This is a genomic window from Caulobacter sp. GW821-FHT09B08 (genome assembly GCF_059418225.1).
In genome coordinates, this window is record NZ_JBWKPL010000003.1 from 534,232 (window position 1) to 552,840 (window position 18,609).

Genomic DNA, 18,609 nt, shown 5'->3' on the forward strand with positions numbered 1-18,609 from the left:
CTATCGACCCCTCATCCGTCGGCTACGCCGACACCTTCTCCCGCAAGGGGAGAAGGACTAGTCGAGCGGCACCGGCGCCCCCGTCCCCATGTACTCCGCCAGCACGCGGTGGAAGTTCGTCACCCCCCGCTCCTGCACCGGGTTCGGACGCGGCCCCGGAAACCCCCGCGATTTGATCCCCTGCTGCACCGCTTCCATGTTGGCGAAGTCCTGGCCCAGCACCTTGCGCCAGGCGGCCTCGTCCTCGATGGGCACGAAGCGGTTCTCCGGCTTGGGTTCGGCGCCTTCCGGATAGCGCTCGATCACATAGACCTCGAAGATGCAGCTATTGGGATCGGCGCCCTTCGGACGCGCCCGATAGCAGAGGGCGAAGGTCGGACCCTGGATCACCACGGTGTTGGGGAACAGGTGCCAGACCGTGCCGGCCTTGGCGAAGTGGGCCGGGTCGATTCTAGGCCAGAACACGCCGCGCGCCGCATCGGCCTTGGCCGCCTCGGTCATCAGATGGATCTGCACCTGCTGGGGCGGGGTGTCGGCGGGCAGTTCGTCGACCAGGCGGTTGGCGACATCGACGATGGTCTGGGTGGTGGTGGCGTTGACCTCCTCCCACAGCTGGCCCAGCACCTCGGCGAGCGCGACGCGCATGTCGGTCGCCTCCCCCGCCCCGCCCGAGGCGCCGCCGAAGCCCTTCTGGGCCGCGCCGGGACCGAACACGCTGTGGCGGCCGTGGGCCTGGCTCCAGGTCGACTTGGCGCCGTACTTGGTCAGCTGCGGATGGGTGCCGGGCACGTGGTAGCCCTCGACGAAAGCCTCAATGGCGACCTTCCAGTTGCACGGAAAGGTCAACCACTGACGCCAGCGATAGCGCATCCGGTCCAGCTCGAATGGGTCGAGCATCTCGGCGGCCACGCCCAGATAGTCGCGCAGCGGTTCGGCGTCCGGGTCCATGCTGACAAACACCCAGCCGCCCCAGATGTCGACCTTCACCGGCTTCATCCGCAGGCTCTCGTCGCTCAGCGCGCCTTCCCAGTCCTCGCGGGCCAGGGCCTCGACATTGTTCCCCTCCAGGTCCCACTTCCAGCCGTGGAAGCGGCAGACGAACCGCTTGGTGTGGCCGCAGCCCGAGGTCAGCCGGCGGCCGCGATGGAGGCAGACATTGTAGTAGGCGGCGATGCGGTCGGGCGCGACGCGGGCGACGATGATCGACTCTTCGAAGATGTCGTAGGTCACGTAGTCGCCGACCTTGGGGATCTCCTCCTCGCGGCACGCCACCTGCCAGACCTTAGCCCAGAGGCGGTCGTCCTCGGCGCGGGCATAGGCCTCCGACACGTAGGATTCGACGCCGATAACGACGGGGCGTTCGGTGATGTCGCGGACGGTCATCGCGGGCTTTTCCTCTCCAGCACACAGAGGTGAACCGGCGCGTCACGCGCGCGCCTTTCGCCCACCGACAGCCTGGGTCGGTCGCCCGCGAAAAGCTGTCAATCGAGCCTCCGGCGGGCGGCAAGACCGCGATCATCTCCAGACAATTGCGCCGCCGCCGGTCGGCGGAAGGGCCGTGGAATGGACCCGTGAAATCGGTTTCGTCCAACCTACGAACCGATAAACCGAGGCGCTCTCGGTTTTTCTTGACACACCCTTCCGATGGGGTCAGCCTGCTGGAAAATATAAGGGGAGGCGTGATGTCCACCGTTCTCGACAGCAACAAGGCCAAGACCGCTCGCCGCGTCGTGGAAGTGCTTGAGTTCTTCGACGAGCATAACCGTCAGGCCACGGTCATGGATATTGTCCGCCGATACAATCGACCCCAGTCGAGCACCTCGGAATTGCTGGCCAGCCTTGTGGAGCTTGGCCTGCTCTATCGCGAAACCGGTTCGCGCTTCTATTCCCTGACCCCGCGCGCGGCGATCCTGGGCTCGCTGTCCCAGCCCAACTTCATGCGCGACGGCAGCCTCTCGACCCTGATCGAGCGCCTGGTCTCGCAGACCGGCCTGGGCGTCGCCCTGGTGGGCATGGTGGGGCTGAACGCCCAGATCTTCCGCTGGGCCGCGGGCTCGAAATACTTGCCGCGCGTCCAGGGCGACCTGCGCAACGGCGAGCAGGACGCCCTGTGCGGCTCGGCCGCCGGCCAGCTCCTGCTGTCGACGGTGCGGGCCGAGCGCCGGGCCGGCGTGATCCGCCGCCTGAACGCCGAGGCGCCCGACGAGCGCAAGTTCAGCTATCCCGACATGAGCCTGCACATCCAGGACCTGGCGCGGCAGGACTTCGCCATCGGCCCGGCCTCGTTCGGCAGCAGCGCCCAGATGGCCGCTGTCCTGATGCCCGTAGAACTGGGCGAGCGTCCGATGGTGCTGAGCTTCATCCACGAGCCGAACGCCGACATCGATCCCCAGGCCCTGGTCGCCCTGCTGCAGAAATCGGTCCAGCGCAGCATCGCTCCGGCGATCGAAGAGGACGCCGAGGCGCAATCGATTTCGAGCGCCGCCTGACGGGGCGCATCCTGCCGCCCGTCGCCTAGACCGCCACCAACCCAAGCGCGCCGCGCCGGGCAGACGCCCGAGCGCGGTCGCCCTATGGCCGCGCTTCACCGCACCGATCCGTCTGGAGAGTTTTGGATGTCCGACACCGCCGCCGCCATCGACAAGGTCGAACTGGACACCAGCGACGTCGACAAGTGGGTGGGCAAGCCCGTCATCTTCGCGGAGATGTGGGACCCCTGCAACGCCACCGACATCCGCCGTTGGGTGCAGGCCCTGGACTACGCCAACCCGATCCACTGGGACGAGGAATTCGCCAAGGCCTCGAAGTTCGGCGGCGTGGTCGCCCCCCAGTCCTTCACGGTGGCCATGGACTACGGCCACGGCTGCCACCCGGCCTGCGTGGGCAAGGTGCCGGGCACCCACCTGATCTTCGGCGGCGAGGAGTGGTGGTTCTACGGCAACGAGATCCGCCCGGGCGACAAGCTGTTCCAGGAGCGCCGCTTCGACGGCTACAGCGTCAGCGACACCTCGTTCGCCGGCCCGACCATGTTCTCGCGCGGCGACACCACGCACCGCAACCAGCATGGCGCCCTGATCGCCAAGGAGCGCGCCACCGCCATCCGCTACCTGGTCGAGGAGGCCAACAAGCGCGGCGTCTACGGCAAGAACCGCCGCGCCCCCAAGCGCTGGACCTCGGAGGAACTGGCCGAGGTCAATGCCCTGCGCCACCAGTGGATTCTGTCCAACCGCGAGGGCGTCTCGCCGCGCTACGGCGACGTGAAGGTCGGCGACAAGCTACCCCGCCGCGTGGTCGGTCCGCACTCGGTGGTCACCTTCGCCAACGAGTGCCGCGCCCACCGCCAGAACATCTGGGGTACCTGGCGCTGGAACCCGCCCGAGGGCGTGGTCGATCCGGCCAAGGAGGACGCCGGCTTCGGCGAGTCCATGACCTACGACCACGAGGCCTCGAAGATCGACCCGCGCATGCACGACGGCCTCTATCACGGCCCGTCCAGCGGCCACATCAATGCCGACAAGGCCGAGAAGATCGGCATGGGCGGGGCCTATGGCTACGGCGCCTCGATGAACGCCTGGCACCTGGACACCATCGCCTACTGGGCCGGCCACGACGGCTACATCTGGCACTCCAAGACCCAGTTCCGCAGCCCGGCCTTCGAGGGCGACGTGACCTATATCGACGCCGAGGTGGTCGAGAAGATCGACGTCTCGCCCTATGGCGGGCCGATGGTGGTGGTGTCGCTGCGCATGACCACCCAGGAGGGCGAAACGATCCTGACCGGCAAGGCCGACGTCGGCCTGCCCTACTAGGACCGACGGCGATGACCATCACCACCGCCCGGCCGTCCATAGTCCATGGCGCGCCGCTCTCCGACGAGCCGAACCTGGGCCCGCTGACCATCGCGGGCTATGTCCGCGAGGTCACGCGCCGCCACGCGGGCAAGGAGGCCCTGGTCATCCGCCTGCCGGACGGCGAGCGCGTGGCCTGGAGCTATGACGACCTCTGGAGTCGCTCGGTCGAGGTCGCCAAGGCCCTGGTCGCCGCGGGCGTGGGCAAGGACAGCCGCGTCGGCGTCTTGATGACCAACCGGCCCGAGCACCTGTCCAGCCTGTTCGGCGTCGCCCTGGCCGGCGGGGTGACGGTGTCGCTGAGCACCTTCTCCACGCCCAACGAGCTGGAATATCTGCTGCAGGCCGGCGGGGTCTCGATCCTGCTCTACGACCGCCAGGTGCTGAAGAAGGACTTCGGCGCCATGCTGGCCGAGCTGGAGCCGGCGATCCTGACCGGCGCGCCCGACAAGATCGCCTCGACCAAGTTCCCGTTCCTGCGGCGGCTGGTGGCGCTGGACAGCGTGACGGCCGGCAGCGGGACGCCCGCCCCCGACGGCGCGGCGGTGGAGACCTGGGCCGACTTCCTGGCCGGCGGCGCGGCGGTCGCCGACGCCACGGTCGAGGCCCGCGCGGCCACCGCCAAGCCCTCGGACGCGGCGGCGCTGTTCTTCTCGTCGGGCACCACCAGCCTGCCCAAGGGCATCGTCCACACCCAGCGCGCCTTCGCCATCCAGTGGTGGCGCTGGCCCCGGATCATGGACCTGGACCCGGTGAACTTCCCCGTCCGCTGCTGGACCGGCAACGGCTTCTTCTGGTCGGGCAACATCTCGCAGGTGGTGGGCTACGCCCTGACCACCGGCGGATCGGTGGTGCTGCAGCCGGTCTTCCAGGCCGAGGAGGCCCTGGACCTGATCCAGCACGAGCGCGTCAGCTTCGCCATCGGCCGCCCCCACCAGTGGGCGCGGCTGGAGGCCTCGGAGAAGTGGCCTGGCGCCGACCTCTCCAGCCTGCACTACGTGACCTATGGCTCCAAGATCTTCGAGCACCCGACCTACCGGAAGACCGACTGGAAGATGTGCCCGGCCTTCGGCACGACCGAGACCCTGACCATCAACACCGCCGTCGAGGCCAACACCCCGTTCGAAGAATATCGCGGCAGCTTCGGCCAGCCGCTGCCGGGCAACATCCTGAAGGTCTTCGATCCCCTGACCGGCGCCGTCGTGCCGCGCGGCCAGCGGGGCGAGATTGGGGTCAAGGGTCCGACCCTGATGCTGGGCTATGTGGGCAAGACCCTGGACGAGACCTTCGACGACGAGGGCTTCTTCCACACCGGCGACGGCGGCTATGTCGACGAGGACGGCTACCTGTTCTGGGAAGGCCGGCTGAGCGACATCATCAAGACCGGCGGGGCCAACGTCTCGCCGCTGGAGGTGGACGCGGTGCTGGCCGCCTATCCGGGAATCAAGCGCGCCCAGACCGTGGGCGTGCCCCACGACGACCTGGGCGAGGTGGTGGTGGCCTGCATCGTGCCGCACGACGACGCCCGGCTGGACGGCCGCGCGGTTCAGGACTTCCTCAAGGAGCGCTTGGCCAGCTTCAAGGTCCCGCGCGAAGTGCTGTTCTTCCGCGAGGACGAGTTCGCCGTGACCGGCAGCGAGAAGGTCAAGACCGGCGCCCTGCGCGAACTGGCCGCCGCCCGCCTGGCCTAGGGGCGGCGCTCACCGCCTGGACGATGTCCGGCGGCGGGGCGGAACCCGACGGCTCCTGAAGCTCTAGTGATGCGAGCCCGAGGGAGACGATCGATGCCCGCTGCCAAGCCGCCCGTGCCCGACGACGTGCAGGACGCCATCCGCACCCTGATCCGCTGGACCGGCGAGGATCCCGAGCGCGAGGGCCTGGTCGACACCCCCTCGCGGGTGGCGCGGGCCTGGAAGGAATACTGCGAGGGCTATGACGAGGACCCCGGCGTCCACCTGTCGCGGGTGTTCGAGGAGGTGGGCGGCTACGACGACATCGTGCTCTTGAAGGACATCCCCTTCCAGTCGCACTGCGAGCACCACATGGCCCCGATCATCGGCAAGGCCCACATCGCCTATCTGCCCAAGGACCGGGTGGTGGGCATCTCCAAGCTGGCGCGGGTGCTGCACGGCTATGCTCGTCGGCTGCAGGTGCAGGAGCGCCTGACCGCGCAGATCGCCGACTGCCTGTGGGACAATCTGAGGCCCCTGGGCGTGGCCGTGGTCATCGAGGCCAGCCATGCCTGCATGAGCGGCCGCGGCGTGCGCACACCGGGCGTGGCCATGAAGACCAGCCGGATGATGGGGGTGTTCCGCGACGACGAGCGCTCGCGGCGCGAAATCCTGTCGCTGATGGGGTTCTAGTCTAGGCCTGGGCGGCCGCCCGGGCGTCGCGCACGCCCAGCTCCAGGATGCGCGCCTCGGCCTTCAGCAGGCCGTGGATGTGCTCGACCGGATCGTCGATCGACAGGCGCGAGAAGTTGACGTCGGTGGTCACGGTGATCAGGCGCTCGATGCTGGTCAGCAGCACCGTGGCCATGGCGGCCGCCGGCGAACGCGGCACGGCCGGATCGCCGCCCATCTGTTGCACCAGCAGCCGCATCAGGGGCTGGGCCACCTGGATCCGGAACTCGCGCATGCGCACGTCGTTGGCGTCGGCGAAGCTGTTGCGCAGGTGCAGGATGCGCGTGTGGCGCTGCCAGAACGCGTGATAGGACTCGACGAACTCCACGCAGTGCTCGGCCAGGGTCTCGTCGGGCCAGTGCTGGCGCAGATGGGCGACATAGGAGTCCTCGGCCGAGGCCATGATCGGGTCCAGCACCGCCAGCAAGAGCTCGGTCAGGTCGCTGAAATAGAGGTAGAGGGTCGTCATCCCCAGCGACGCCTCGCGCGCCACGGCGGTCAGCGAGATCACCGCGTCGGGCTCGGCCAGCAGGCGGTGGGTGGCGGCCAGGACGCGCTCGCGGGTGACGCGACCTTTGCTGCCCAGCTTCTGGCCATCCAGATTGTGGCTGAGGGGCGGCTTGGTCGCGGCAGTCGCCATCTTGGAAAAGCTCCCCTCGGATCCCGATCGATCACGGTACGGCCTGTTCTATCATCGGGCGGACGGCGGGCTAAACGGCAATTGCCCCGCGCCCGGCCTTCCCGCCTGGCCGATCAAATCCATCCTTCAAGTTCCATTTTACGGGACAATATCTCGACATATGAAATTCGTTGCCAGGACGCGGCCCGGCCGATATTCCTGCGATCCTGACAGCGCGACGAAGATCGCAAGCTTGGGAGGCCGCGCCGTGACGATGCATAGACGCGCCGTCCTGGCCGCCATCGCGGTCGCGCCGGCGATCCCGGCCTGGGCGGCGGAGGCGGTGAAACCGATGCAGGCCTGGGCCTTCGACTTCGGCGACGACAAGCTCGCCCCTGGCCATGTCCGCGTGTCGCGGGGCGTCGCCTACGACCCCGCCGTCGGCCACGGCTTCGAGCCCTCCCCCGCCGGCGGGCCGTTCCTGTTCTCGCTGGCCGTGCCCGAGGGCGACTACCGCGTGACCCTGGAGCTGGGCGGCAAGGCCGCCTCCGACACCACGGTCAAGGCCGAGTCCCGGCGGCTGATGGCCGAGCGGATCACGGCCAAGGCGGGCAAGACGACGACGGTCGAGTTCATCGTCAACGTCCGCACCCCCGTCCTCATCGCCCCGCCGCCGAACGCCCCGGGCGGCACGCGGGTGGCGCTCAATCCGCGCGAGGAAGGCTCGTACGACTGGGACGACAAGCTGACCCTGGAGTTCTGCGGTCCCACCCCGGCCCTGCGCCGCCTGCGGGTCGAGCCCGTGACCGCGCCCGTCGTATATCTGGCCGGCGACTCCACCGTCACCGACCAGCGCTTCGAGCCGGCGGCCAGCTGGGGCCAGATGCTGCCCCGGTTCTTCAAGCCCGAGGTCTCGGTGGCCAATCACGCCGAGTCCGGCGAGACCCTGAAGGCCTTTCTGGTGGAACGGCGTCTCGACAAGCTGCTGAGCCGCATCAAGCCGGGCGACTGGCTGCTGATCCAGTTCGGCCACAACGACCAGAAGGCCAACTGGCCCCAGACCTATGCCGAGGCCGCCACCACCTATCGCGACTATTTGAAGGCCTACATCGGCGAGGCCCGGCGACGGGGCGCCAAGCCCGTGCTGGTGACCTCGATGCACCGGCGCAAGTTCGACGCGGCCGGCAAGGTGGTGAACACCCTGGGCGACTATCCAGAGGCCGTCCGCGCCGTGGGCGCCGAGACCGGCGTCCCGGTGATCGACCTGAACACGATGAGCGCGGCCTTCTACGAGGCTCTCGGTCCCGACAACGCCTGGAAGGCCTTCAACGACGGCGGCAAGGACGCCACCCACCACAACAACTACGGCGCCTATGTGCTGGCCCAGTGCGTGGTCGCGGGGATCCGGACCCAGGTTCCGGAGCTGGCCGCCCACCTGGCCGACGGCCCGCCGTTCGACCCGGCCAAGCCGCCCTCGCCCGATACGTTCGTCCTGGCGGCCAGCGCCGCCCATAGTTCCGAGGCTCCGCGTGGAAACTGATCGTCGCTCGCTGCTGGGCCTGGGCGCCCTGGCCGTCGCCGCGCCCGCCGTCGTCCGCGCTCAGGCCCCGGCCATCGAGGCCATGGACCTGTGGCCCGGCAAGCCGCCCGGCGGCGAGAAGGTGACGGTCACCGAGCAGGTGATCCTGCGCAAGCCCGGCGGCGATCCCAACGACACGGCCTATCTCAACGTCACCAGGCCCTGGCTGACCATGCGCCGGCCGGCCAAGCCGAACGGCGCGGCGATCCTGATGATCCCGGGCGGCGGCTACATCCGCGTGGCGGTGGGCAAGGCGGGCGGTCCCATCGACGCCTGGATCGCCGACCAGGGCGTCACCGCCTTCGTCATGGACTACCGCCTGCCGGCCGACGGCTGGGCGGCGGGGCCGGACGTGTCGCTGCAGGACGCCCAGCGGGCCATCCGCCTGATCCGCGCCAACGCCGGCAAGTGGGGCCTCGACCCCGAACGGATCGCCGTGACCGGCTTCTCGGCCGGCGGCCACGTGGCCGCGCGCCTGGCCACCCAGTTCGGCCGCGAGACCTATGCTCCGGTCGACGAGGCCGACAAGCTGTCCACCCGGCCGAACGCGGCGGGCCTGTTCTATCCGGTCGTGACCATGACCGCGCCGCACGCCCACGGCAGCTCGCTGAAGTCGCTGCTGGGCGCCAATCCGACCGAGGCCCAGCGCCTGGCGGTCTCGGCCGAGCACGACATCCCCGCCGACGCCCCGCCGACCTTCATCGCCGCGGCGGCTGACGATCGCGTGGTGCCGATGGAGAACAGCCTGCTGATGTTCCAGGCCCTGCGCGCCAAGAAGATCGCCAGCGAGCTGCACGTCTTCGAGACCGGCGGCCACGGCTTTGGCCTCACCGGACCCGGCGGCGTCGCCATGCCCTGGCCCGCCCTGCTGAGCGCCTTCCTCAAGCGCCACGGGCTCTACGCGTGACCTTCGACGTCCGCACGTTCGGCGCGCGGGGGGATGGCGAGACCCTGGACACCGACGCCATCAACGCGGCGATCCAGGCGACCCACGCGGCGGGCGGCGGCGAGGTGGTTCTGCCGGCCGGACGCTGGCTTTCGTTCTCGATCCGGCTGCTGAGCGGCGTCACCTTGCGTCTGGACGAAGGCTGCGTGCTGGAGGCCGCCGATCCGGTCCGTCACGGCGGGGCCTACGACCCGCCCGAGCCCAATCCTTTCGACCTCTACCAGGACTTCGGCCACAGCCACTGGCGCAACAGCCTGATCTGGGGCGACGGGGTCGAGGACGTGGCCGTCGTCGGTCCGGGAATGATCGACGGCGCGGGCCTGACCCGCGAAGGCCCCGGCTCGCGCTGGACGCGCCAGGCCGGCGAGTTCCCGGTCAGCATGGCGGGGCTGTCGGCGCAGGCCATGGCCATCCTCGTGCCCGAGCGCGAGGCGATGATCGGCCAGGGCAACAAGGCCATCGCCCTGAAGAACGCCCGCCACGCGCGGCTGGAAGGCTTCACGATCCGTCGCGGCGGCCACTTCGCGGTGCTGGCCACGGGTTGCGAACGCCTGACGATCCGTGAACTGACCATCGACACCAACCGCGACGGCCTGGACATCGACAGCTGCCGCGACGTCGCGATCACCGACTGCCGGGTCAACACCCCCAACGACGACGCCATCGTGCTGAAGAGCTCGCTGGCCCTGGGCGAGGTGCGCTCGACCGAACGGGTCGAGATCGCGCGCTGCCAGGTCAGCGGCTTCGACGAGGGGACGTTGCTGGACGGCACGCTGGGTCGCACCCAACAGCGGGCGCCCGACCAGGACCGCGTCACCGGCCGCATCAAGCTGGGCACGGAGTCCAACGGCGACTTCCGCCAGATCGTCGTCCGTGACTGCACGTTCGTCCGCTCGCGAGGCCTGGCCCTGGAGACGGTCGACGGCGGCGTGATCGAGGACGTGACGATCGAGAATGTCACGATGCGCGAGGTGACCACCGCGCCCCTCTTCCTGCGCCTGGGCCATCGGGGCCGTGGGCCGGAGGGGACGGCGCCGGGCGGCCTGCGGCGGATCAGGATCCGGGGGCTGACGGCCCTCGAAATCCTGTCCGACTACGCCGCCATCCTGGCCGGCCTGGAGGGCCACCGGGTCCAGGACGTGGACCTGAAAGACATCCGCCTGGTCTATGCCGGCGGCGGCGAACCGGCCTGGGCCGAGCGGCGACCGGGCGACATGGCCGACGCCTATCCCGAGCCCAGCATGTTCGGCCCCACCCCGGTCCACGGCCTGTGGGCGCGGCATGTCGAGGGCCTGACGCTGGACAACGTCCGCATCGAGACCGCCACGCCCGACCCGCGCCCGGCGATCCTGCTGCAGTCGGTCCGGCGCGCGGCGCTGGGCGGGCTGGACGCCCTGGAGGAAGACTGATGGACCGTCGCACCCTGCTTTCCGGCCTCGTCGCCCTTCCCGTCTCCGCACCCGGCCGTCGCCTGCACGCCGACGACTTCCACCGCCTGGACCGATGGACGCTCGAAGCCGAGAAGCCCGCCAAGGTGAGCGTCCGGGGCGGCGTGCTGGACATCGACACACCCGCCGGCCTGACCCTGTGGTTTCGGCCCGAACTGGTCGGTCCCGTGGCCATCGAGTACCAGGCCCAGGCCGTGTCGGCCGGCGGTCCCAATGACCGGGTCAGCGACCTCAACGCCTTCTGGATGGCGCGGAACGCCGACGGGACCAGTCCCCTCACCGCGCCGCGCACAGGCGCCTTCGCCGACTACGACACCCTGAAGACCTACTATGTGGGCCAGGGCGGCAACGGGAACACCTCGACCCGCTTTCGTCGCTATGTGGGACGTCCGGGCGACCGGCCGCTGCTGCCGCAGCACGATCACGCGGGCGCTGACGAAATGCTGGTTCCCAACCGCTGGCAGACCGTGCGCCTGGTCGCCGATGGCGGCCTGATCCAGTACTGGAACGACGGGCGCAAGCTGTTCGCGCTGGACGACACCGAGCCCTACACGCGCGGCTGGTTCGGCCTGCGCACCACCCAGAGCCACCTGCGGGTGCGGCGGTTCCGGGTGTTGGCCCTGGCCTGACCCTCAGTCGCCGGGTTTCCGCTTGCCCGACAGCAGGGCGTAGATCGCCATGCTGTGGCCGTGACCCAGGCCCAGCTCGCCCTTGCCCCATTCCACCACCTGGCCGGCCTTCACCCCGGCCTTGAGCACCCCGCCCTCCGACAGGCCCAGGGCGTCGGCCCGAGCCTTCAGCGCCTCGGCGTCGAGGCCGGTCTTGGCCTGGATGGTGTCGAGATAGGCTTGGAACGACATCGGCTTGTCCTCGCTTGCTGGGTGCTGCCTCGAGGACGGACGGGACCACGCCGTCCCGACAGGCCCAACCCAAAAACGAAAAGGCCGCGCCGGGATCCGGCGCGGCCTTCCGATAAGGTTCGATCCCGAAGGACCCGATCCTAGAACTTCGCTGTCATGCCGACGAAGAAGCGGCGACCGAAATAGGCCAGTTCGGTCAGGCGGATGTCGCCCGCGGTCGAACGCTCTTCTTCCTTGGTCAGGTTCTTGCCTTCGACGAAGAACGACAGGCCGGGCGCCCACGAGAAGCCGGGCTTCACGGTGACCTTGCCGTCCAGGTAGCCGGTCGGGTCGCGATAGACCGGCTGGCCCGAGGTGTCGGCGGCCGAGACCAGGTACTTGGAGCGGTAGTTGTAGGCCAGGCGAGCGTTGATCGGGCCCTTGTCATACCAGACCGTCAGGTTGGCGCTGTCCGAGGACAGGCCCGGGAACGGCAGGGGCGTTCCGTCCAGCACCGAGTAGAGGCGGACGTTCTTGGCCTTCTGGTAGGTGTAGTTCACGTCGACGCCGAGGCCCGACAGGAAGCCCGGCAGGAAGGTGAAGGCCGTCTTGGCCGTCAGTTCCACGCCCGACACCTTGGCGCCGTCGCCGTTGATGTAGGTGTTGTAGTTGTAGAGCTGGCCGTCGCCGTAGACGTCGCGTTTGCCGACCAGGGTGCGCGACGAGACGTAGAACGACTCGATGTCCTTCTTGAACAGGCCGACCGACACCTGGGTGTCCTGGTTCGGATAGTATTCGAAGCTCAGGTCGTACTGGTTGGCGCGATAGGGCTTCAGATCCGGGTTGCCGGCCGTGCAACTGGGCTCGTCGAACTCGCCGTTGGCGTCGGGCGAGTTGTCGGTGGTGCAGCTGACCGTCGGCATCAGGAAGTCCATGCGCGGACGGGCCATCAGCTGGGCGAAGCCGGCGCGGGCCGACAGCTTGTTGGGGATGAACCACAGGCCGACGTTAAAGCTGGGCAGCCAGACCGTGTAGTCCTTGGTCATGGTCGAGACCGAGTTGCTCAGCACGTAGGTGGTCGAGGTGCCGCCGTTGGTCGCCGAATAGGTGGCGCTACGGGTCGAGGCCCCGGTGCCGGTGGTCTGGGTGTGGACCCGGCGCCAGCCGAAGTTGCCGTCGATCTCGTACGAGAAGAGCGGGAAGTTGTAGTTGAACTTCAGGTACTGGGCGTCGGTCTTTTCCTGGATCAGATACGGGATCTGATTGTAGGTCTTGCCGTCGTTGCCGACCGTGGTTTCGAGGTTGTTGAGGTTGAAGTGCGAGGTGTCCAGGTACTGGGCGACCTTGTTGAAGTCGGGGTAATTCCAGCTGGTCGGCAGGTTGCCGCCGCCGAAATAGAAGTTGCTGGGCAGGCCGGTCATGGCGTTGGCGAACACGCTGTTGGAGAACGCGCGCGACCAGTTCTCGGTCGTCGACCAGTAGCCGGTGGTGTAGGCCGCCGTGCCGTTGACCGGGTTGGTCTGGTCGGCCACCTGGCTGTTGAGCACCGTCGCCGTCGAGTTCACCGCGTTCGAATAGATCACGATGTCGTCGGTGGTCGAATACGGGTTGCCGCCGCCGTCGATGATGAAGCCGCCGTAGCCGTAGCCCTTGGTCGAGAAGTCGGTGGCGCGGCCGCCGAACTCGATCTTCTTGATGAACGGCAGGTTGGTCTCGTAGTCGAAGTCCAGCTTGTACTGCTCTTCCTTCGAGCCCGAGTTCGACGGACGGTACTGGATCACCCACTGGCGGATCGCCGAGGCGTCGCTGGGGCTGTAGCCCGGAGCGAAGACGAACGACGGATTGCCGGTCGACGGGTCCAGCGTCACCGTCATGCCTGGCGTGTCGAAGCCGACGCTGACGTTGTTGGTTTCCGACACGGTGCTGGTGTCGGCCTTGGAGCCCTGGAACTCGATCTGCAGGCGCTCGCCGCGATAGTTGGCGCCGAAGTTGTAGTAGTTGCTGGTGGAGTCGTAGGCGAAGTCGCGAGCGCTGATGCCGAAGCCGTTGTTGCCGCCGGCGCTGGCTGTGTTGAGGCAGTTGCCCAGCGTATAGCCGATGACGTTGTGGTTGGCGTCGACCTTGACCGAGCTGCCGGTGGTGTCGGTGGCCGAGCAGGTGGTGGCGGTGGCCGTGTTGCGCAGGCGGATCGCCGAGGTGAAGTCGGTGCCGTAGTTGATGTCGTTGAGGGTCTGCTTGCGCTCGTTGCGGTTATAGCTGACCCAGGCGTCGATCTTGTCGGTGAAGCGGTACTGGGCGGTGAACTCCGCCGAGATGCGCTCGTCGTTGCGGGTCCAGACGCCGTAGCGGGCGGTGCGCGGGGCGTAGTCGTACCACTGCGACGAACAGGCCGTGCGCAGGTTGGTGGTCGAGATTTGGGTCGCGTCGGGCGTCGTCAGGGCGGCGCAGCCGGCCTGGGTGGTGACGTTGCGCGCCAGGTCGTTGATCTGCTGGTTGTAGGCGGTGCTGTAGTAGTCGACCGTCTTGTCGGCCGAGGCGTCGAAGTCGGCGAAGCGGCCCCACGAGCTGTTGCGGACATAGTCGCCGCGCGTATCGACGTTGTCGTAGGTGACATTGGCCATCAGGCCCAGGCGGTCGTCGAACAGGGTGGTGGCGGCGAACAGGTTGCCGCGCGGCTTCCAGCTGTCGGCGGTGTCCAGGTTCTGGGCCGAGGCGGTCAGCGACAGGGTCGGCTTGCGGAAGTCCAGGGGCTTGCGGGTCTTGACCGACACCGTGCCGCCCACGCCGCCTTCGGTCATGTCGGCGGTGAAGCCCTTGAACACGTCGATCGACTGGACCAGTTCGGAGGCCAGTTCGCGGAAGTCGTTGGAGCGGCCGCCGCCGCCGTAGACCTGCAGGTTGCCGGCGGTCGACAGCGTGCTCATGCCGTTGATTTCGACGCGGTTCAGGTCGGGCTCGACGCCGCGGATCGAGACCGCATTGCCTTCGCCGAAGTCGCGGGCCAGCTGCACGCCGGTGATGCGGCCCAGGGCCTCGCCGACGTTCTTGTCAGGGAACTGGCTGATGTCTTCGGCGACGATCGAGTCGGAGATGGTGCCGTTGCGCTTCTTGCGGTTCATCGCCGACTGCAGGCTGGCGCGCGTGCCGACGACGACCACCTCCTCGACGGCGCTGGCCTTGTCCTCGACCGGCGCCGGAGCCGTCTGGGCTTGGGCGGCGCCGCAGGCGAGGCCCGCCGTCAGCGCCAGCAGAGATGCGGTCGCGACAGCCGAACGACGGCGGTTGGTGAATGCAAGCATGGGTTCCCTCCCTCTAACCGTGACCTAGAGGCCTCCCGACGAGAGGTCCCCTGGGCGCTTGACCGACACCGGTGACAACCCGCGAGGGCTGACTTCGGCGCACGGCTGCGCATTTCTCATACAATATCCATAGTTCCACATTCTGAGATGTCAACGCATTTTGTGGGAAGACAGAAGATTGTTTCCGTGATGTAAGCTCAAGCCATCGCTCGCGAGGCGGCTTCTAGGCCGACCCGAAGACCGCGCAGAATGGTCGTCGCGAGCCGGAAAACGGGGAAATCAAAGGGATTCGACGCATGATCGAGCGTGGAAAAAACCGCAGCGCCCGGGCCGTCGCGGCCGTCTTGCTGGGCGCGACGGCGCTGTCGTCCATGGGCGGAACAGCCCTGGCCAAACCCGGGATCGCCCCCCGCCAGATGGAGGCCCTGGACCGCGGCGTGGTCGCCGTGCCGTCCGTGGACGGCGGAATCCTGGTCAGCTGGCGGCTGCTGGGCGACGACTCGCCGAAGATCGCCTTCAACCTCTATCGCGACGGCGCCAAGCTGAACGCCAAGCCCCTGACCGGCCCCACGAACTTCGTCGACAAGACCGGAACCCCGGCCGCCGCCTACGAGGTCCGCGCCGTGGTCGGCGGCAAGGAGGCCCCCGCCGGCAAGCCCGCCAAGGTCTGGGCCGAGGGCTATCTGAGCATCCCCATCGAACCGCCGCCCGCCGGCGTCACCCCGGCGGGCGAGGCCTATTCCTACACCGCCAACGACGCCAGCGTCGGCGACCTGGACGGCGACGGCCGCTACGAGATCATCCTCAAGTGGGACCCGACCAATTCCAAGGACAACGCCTTCGGCGGCTATACGGGCGACGTATTCCTCGACGCCTACACGCTGGAGGGCCAGCGCCTGTGGCGCATCGACCTGGGCCGCAATATCCGGGCCGGGGCGCACTACACCCAGTTCCAGGTCTATGACCTGGACGGCGACGGCAAGGCCGAGGTCGCCCTGCGCACCAGCGACGGCACGGTGGACGGGACCGGCAAGGTGCTGGGCGATCCCGACGCCGACTGGCGCGAGACCGGCGGCGAACGGCCCCAGGCCGACCGCACCGGCGCCACGACCCTGCCGGACGGGACCAAGGTGGCCCGCGTGCAGGGCCGCATCCTCAAGGGTCCCGAATACGTCACCGTGTTCGACGGCCTGACCGGCAAGGCCCTGGCCAGCGCCCCCTACTCGCCGCCGCGCGATCCGCGCACCGACGCGCCGAGCATCGAGCAGATGACCGAGACCTGGGGCGATGGCTACGGCAACCGCTCCGACCGCTTCCTGGCCGGCACGGCCTATCTGGACGGCCAGCGCCCCAGCCTGATCTTCGCCCGCGGCTATTACGGCCACACCACCCTGGCGGCCTGGGACTATCGCGACAGCAAGCTGACCCAGCGCTGGCTGTTCGACAGCACCACGCCCGGCAACGAGAAGTTCGGCGGCCAGGGCAACCACCAGCTCAGCGTCGCCGACGTGGACGGCGATGGCCGCGACGAAATCCTCTACGGCTCGATGGCGGTGGACGACAACGGCAAGGGCCTGTGGAGCGCCGAGCTCTATCACGGCGACGCCATGCACGTGTCGGACCTGGACCCCACCCATCCAGGCCTCGAGAAGTTCGGGGTCCACGAGAGCCCGGGCAAGAACGGCGGCATCGGCGCGGCCATGCTCGACGCCCGCACCGGCAAGGTGCTGTGGACCACGCCGACCCAGACCGACACCGGGCGCGGCCTGACCGCCGACATCGATCCGCGCTTCCCCGGCGAAGAGGCCTGGGGCAGCAACCAGGACACCCTCTACACCGCCCAGGGCAAGCCCATCGAAGGGGTCAAGCACCCCCGCCAGATGAACTTCGCCGTCTGGTGGGACGGCGACGACCTGCGCGAACTGCTGGACAAGAACCAGATCAGCAAGTGGGACTGGAAGACCAGCGAGGCCAAGCCCCTGCTGGTCGCCGAGGGCATGATCTCCAACAACGGCACCAAGGCCACCCCGACCCTGTCGGCCGACATCCTGGGCGACTGGCGAGAGGAAGTGATCTGGCGGGCCGAGGACAACCGCTCGCTGCGGATCTATGCCACGCCCTACGCCACGGAGCGCCGCCTGGTCACCCTGATGCACGATCCGCAGTATCGGGTGTCGATCGCCTGGCAGAACACGGCCTACAACCAGCCGCCGCACACCAGCTTCTATCTGGGCGAAGGCATGAAGACCCCGCCGCGCGCCGCCATCCGGACGAAGTGAGACCTCCGATGAAAGCCCCTCTCCTCTCCGCCCTGGCCTTGGCGCTCATGGTGCTGGCGCCGTCCGCCCAGGCCCAGGACGCCGTGACCGCGCCCAAGCCCGGCGCGACCGAACCGCCGCGCGAATGGGTCGACAAGGACACCGGCCACCGCGTGATCCGCCTGTCGGACAAGCCCGGCAGCGGCAGCCTCTATTTCAACTTCAACGGCTACACCCCCGACGGGTCGATGCTGATGATCAGCACGCCGGACGGCGTCTCGGCGGTCGACCTGAAGACCCATGCCCTCAAGCCGATCATCGAGGGCAAGGGCCGGCTGTTGTTCGTCGGCCGCAAGACCGGCCAGGTCTATTTCCAGCGCACCGCCGAAGACGGGACCGCGACGGTCGAGGCGGTCGATCCCAAGACGAAGAAGGCCCGCGTGGTCGCCAGGCTGCCCAAGGGCGTCGGCATCCAGACCATCAACGCCGACGAGACCCTGCTGGCCGGGGTGGCCAACCGCACCGACGTACCGATCCCGCCGAACCTCGCCGACGCCCTGCCCAAGAACCCCGACGACGTGAAAAGCGCCGACGGCCGCGAGCTCTCCTACGCCGAGGGCCGCGAGGTGCAGCTGAACGCCCGTCTGGACAGCCGCATCCCGATGGAGATCTTCACGATCGACACGGCGACCGGCGAGCGCAAGGTCGTGCACCAGGCGACCGACTGGCTGAACCACCTGCAGTTCTCGCCCACCGACCCGCACCTGCTGATGTTCTGCCACGAGGGTCCCTGGCACAAGGTCGACCGCCTGTGGCTGGTCCGCACTGACAAGACGGGCGACACGCCCGTCAAGATCCACACCCGGACCATGAACATGGAGATCGCCGGCCACGAGTGGTTCAGCGCCGACGGCAAGACCGTCTGGTACGACCTGCAGACCCCGCGCGGCGAGGACTTCTGGGTGGCCGGCTACGAGATCGCCACCGGCAAGCGCACCTGGCTGCACCTGGAGCGCAACGCCTGGTCGGTGCACTTCAACACCGCCCCGGACGGCAAGCTGTTCGTCGGCGACGGCGGCGACAGCGAGATGGTCGCCCACGCCCCCGACGGCAAATGGCTGTGGCTGATGCACCCTCGCGCCATCCCGGACGTGGCCGGCATCCACGCCCCAGGCTCGGAGACCCTGATCCAGCCGGGCGTGCTGGACGCCGAGCACCTGGTCAACATGAAGGCCCACGACTACCGCCTGGAGCCGAACGTCAACTTCACGCCGGACGGCAAGTGGGTGGTGTTCCGCTCGAACATGCACGGGGCCAACCACGTGTATGCGGTGGAGGTGGCGAAGGCGGCCCGATAGGCCGCGCCACTTG

At 68.4% G+C, this 18,609-nt stretch carries 14 protein-coding genes; 10 read left to right on the plus strand and 4 right to left on the minus strand.

The genetic code is table 11. The features are described from left to right. Positions 1 to 57: 57 nt before the first annotated feature. Positions 58 to 1,383 (minus strand): aromatic ring-hydroxylating oxygenase subunit alpha, encoded by a 1,326-nt coding sequence (locus AC07OA_RS13115; RefSeq protein WP_494664247.1) that lies wholly within the window; start codon positions 1,381 to 1,383, stop codon positions 58 to 60. Positions 1,384 to 1,682: 299 nt separating this feature from the next. On the opposite strand from AC07OA_RS13115, the gene AC07OA_RS13120 reads away from it, so the two are divergent. From AC07OA_RS13120 to folE, 4 genes are all read left to right on the plus strand, one after another. After that, entirely contained in the window at positions 1,683 to 2,489 is an 807-nt protein-coding gene (locus tag AC07OA_RS13120; RefSeq protein WP_494664248.1) for a helix-turn-helix domain-containing protein, read from the plus strand. A gap of 126 nt (positions 2,490 to 2,615) precedes the next feature. Beyond that, positions 2,616 to 3,809 carry an FAS1-like dehydratase domain-containing protein gene (locus tag AC07OA_RS13125; RefSeq protein WP_494664249.1) on the plus strand — a complete coding sequence of 398 codons (1,194 nt, stop codon included), beginning with the start codon at positions 2,616 to 2,618 and terminating at the stop codon, positions 3,807 to 3,809. A gap of 11 nt (positions 3,810 to 3,820) precedes the next feature. Then, positions 3,821 to 5,539 (plus strand): class I adenylate-forming enzyme family protein, encoded by a 1,719-nt coding sequence (locus AC07OA_RS13130; RefSeq protein ID WP_494664250.1) that lies wholly within the window; start codon positions 3,821 to 3,823, stop codon positions 5,537 to 5,539. 93 nt (positions 5,540 to 5,632) lie between these two features. Next, entirely contained in the window at positions 5,633 to 6,211 is a 579-nt protein-coding gene (folE, locus tag AC07OA_RS13135; RefSeq protein ID WP_494664251.1) for a GTP cyclohydrolase I FolE, read from the plus strand. A 1-nt stretch (position 6,212) separates the two neighbouring features. Here the strand turns inward: folE and AC07OA_RS13140 are convergent, their stop codons facing one another. Further along, the gene (locus AC07OA_RS13140; RefSeq protein WP_494664252.1) at positions 6,213 to 6,890 is read right to left on the minus strand and encodes a TetR/AcrR family transcriptional regulator; all 678 of its coding nucleotides are present in this window, start codon (positions 6,888 to 6,890) and stop codon (positions 6,213 to 6,215) included. A 253-nt stretch (positions 6,891 to 7,143) separates the two neighbouring features. On the opposite strand from AC07OA_RS13140, the gene AC07OA_RS13145 reads away from it, so the two are divergent. From AC07OA_RS13145 to AC07OA_RS13160, 4 genes are read left to right on the plus strand one after another with little or no spacing between them, the layout of a single operon-like run. Beyond that, positions 7,144 to 8,409, plus strand: a complete 1,266-nt coding sequence (locus tag AC07OA_RS13145) for a rhamnogalacturonan acetylesterase (RefSeq protein WP_494664309.1) — start codon at positions 7,144 to 7,146, stop codon at positions 8,407 to 8,409. Beyond that, positions 8,399 to 9,355, plus strand: a complete 957-nt coding sequence (locus tag AC07OA_RS13150) for an alpha/beta hydrolase (protein ID WP_494664253.1) — start codon at positions 8,399 to 8,401, stop codon at positions 9,353 to 9,355. The genes AC07OA_RS13145 and AC07OA_RS13150 overlap by 11 nt, the downstream gene beginning before the upstream one ends. Then, positions 9,352 to 10,803, plus strand: coding sequence for a rhamnogalacturonidase (locus AC07OA_RS13155; protein ID WP_494664254.1), 1,452 nt, complete (start codon positions 9,352 to 9,354; stop codon positions 10,801 to 10,803). Before AC07OA_RS13150 ends, AC07OA_RS13155 begins: the two co-directional genes overlap by 4 nt. Beyond that, a complete protein-coding gene (locus tag AC07OA_RS13160; protein ID WP_494664255.1) occupies positions 10,803 to 11,471 on the plus strand; it encodes a DUF6250 domain-containing protein in 669 nt (222 codons plus the stop codon). Before AC07OA_RS13155 ends, AC07OA_RS13160 begins: the two co-directional genes overlap by 1 nt. Positions 11,472 to 11,474: 3 nt before the next feature. Here the strand turns inward: AC07OA_RS13160 and AC07OA_RS13165 are convergent, their stop codons facing one another. Continuing rightward, positions 11,475 to 11,702, minus strand: coding sequence for a DUF4287 domain-containing protein (locus AC07OA_RS13165; protein ID WP_494664256.1), 228 nt, complete (start codon positions 11,700 to 11,702; stop codon positions 11,475 to 11,477). A 140-nt stretch (positions 11,703 to 11,842) separates the two neighbouring features. Beyond that, positions 11,843 to 14,980 carry a TonB-dependent receptor gene (locus AC07OA_RS13170; RefSeq protein ID WP_494664257.1) on the minus strand — a complete coding sequence of 1,046 codons (3,138 nt, stop codon included), beginning with the start codon at positions 14,978 to 14,980 and terminating at the stop codon, positions 11,843 to 11,845. Positions 14,981 to 15,276: 296 nt separating this feature from the next. Between AC07OA_RS13170 and AC07OA_RS13175 the strand changes: the two genes are divergently transcribed. Continuing rightward, positions 15,277 to 17,259 (plus strand): rhamnogalacturonan lyase, encoded by a 1,983-nt coding sequence (locus AC07OA_RS13175; protein WP_494664258.1) that lies wholly within the window; start codon positions 15,277 to 15,279, stop codon positions 17,257 to 17,259. Positions 17,260 to 17,267: 8 nt separating this feature from the next. Continuing rightward, a complete protein-coding gene (locus AC07OA_RS13180; protein ID WP_494664259.1) occupies positions 17,268 to 18,596 on the plus strand; it encodes an oligogalacturonate lyase family protein in 1,329 nt (442 codons plus the stop codon). Positions 18,597 to 18,609 lie beyond the last annotated feature (13 nt).

Bases quoted from the DNA above. Each gene is read 5' to 3' on its own strand.
- AC07OA_RS13115 (WP_494664247.1), bottom strand. From the start codon at position 1,383: ATGACCGTCCGCGACATCACCGAACGCCCCGTCGTTATCGGCGTCGAA.
- AC07OA_RS13120 (WP_494664248.1), top strand. From the start codon at position 1,683: ATGTCCACCGTTCTCGACAGCAACAAGGCCAAGACCGCTCGCCGCGTC.
- AC07OA_RS13125 (WP_494664249.1), top strand. From the start codon at position 2,616: ATGTCCGACACCGCCGCCGCCATCGACAAGGTCGAACTGGACACCAGC.
- AC07OA_RS13130 (WP_494664250.1), top strand. From the start codon at position 3,821: ATGACCATCACCACCGCCCGGCCGTCCATAGTCCATGGCGCGCCGCTC.
- folE (WP_494664251.1), top strand. From the start codon at position 5,633: ATGCCCGCTGCCAAGCCGCCCGTGCCCGACGACGTGCAGGACGCCATC.
- AC07OA_RS13140 (WP_494664252.1), bottom strand. From the start codon at position 6,890: ATGGCGACTGCCGCGACCAAGCCGCCCCTCAGCCACAATCTGGATGGC.
- AC07OA_RS13145 (WP_494664309.1), top strand. From the start codon at position 7,144: ATGCATAGACGCGCCGTCCTGGCCGCCATCGCGGTCGCGCCGGCGATC.
- AC07OA_RS13160 (WP_494664255.1), top strand. From the start codon at position 10,803: ATGGACCGTCGCACCCTGCTTTCCGGCCTCGTCGCCCTTCCCGTCTCC.
- AC07OA_RS13165 (WP_494664256.1), bottom strand. From the start codon at position 11,702: ATGTCGTTCCAAGCCTATCTCGACACCATCCAGGCCAAGACCGGCCTC.
- AC07OA_RS13170 (WP_494664257.1), bottom strand. From the start codon at position 14,980: ATGCTTGCATTCACCAACCGCCGTCGTTCGGCTGTCGCGACCGCATCT.
- AC07OA_RS13175 (WP_494664258.1), top strand. From the start codon at position 15,277: ATGATCGAGCGTGGAAAAAACCGCAGCGCCCGGGCCGTCGCGGCCGTC.
- AC07OA_RS13180 (WP_494664259.1), top strand. From the start codon at position 17,268: ATGAAAGCCCCTCTCCTCTCCGCCCTGGCCTTGGCGCTCATGGTGCTG.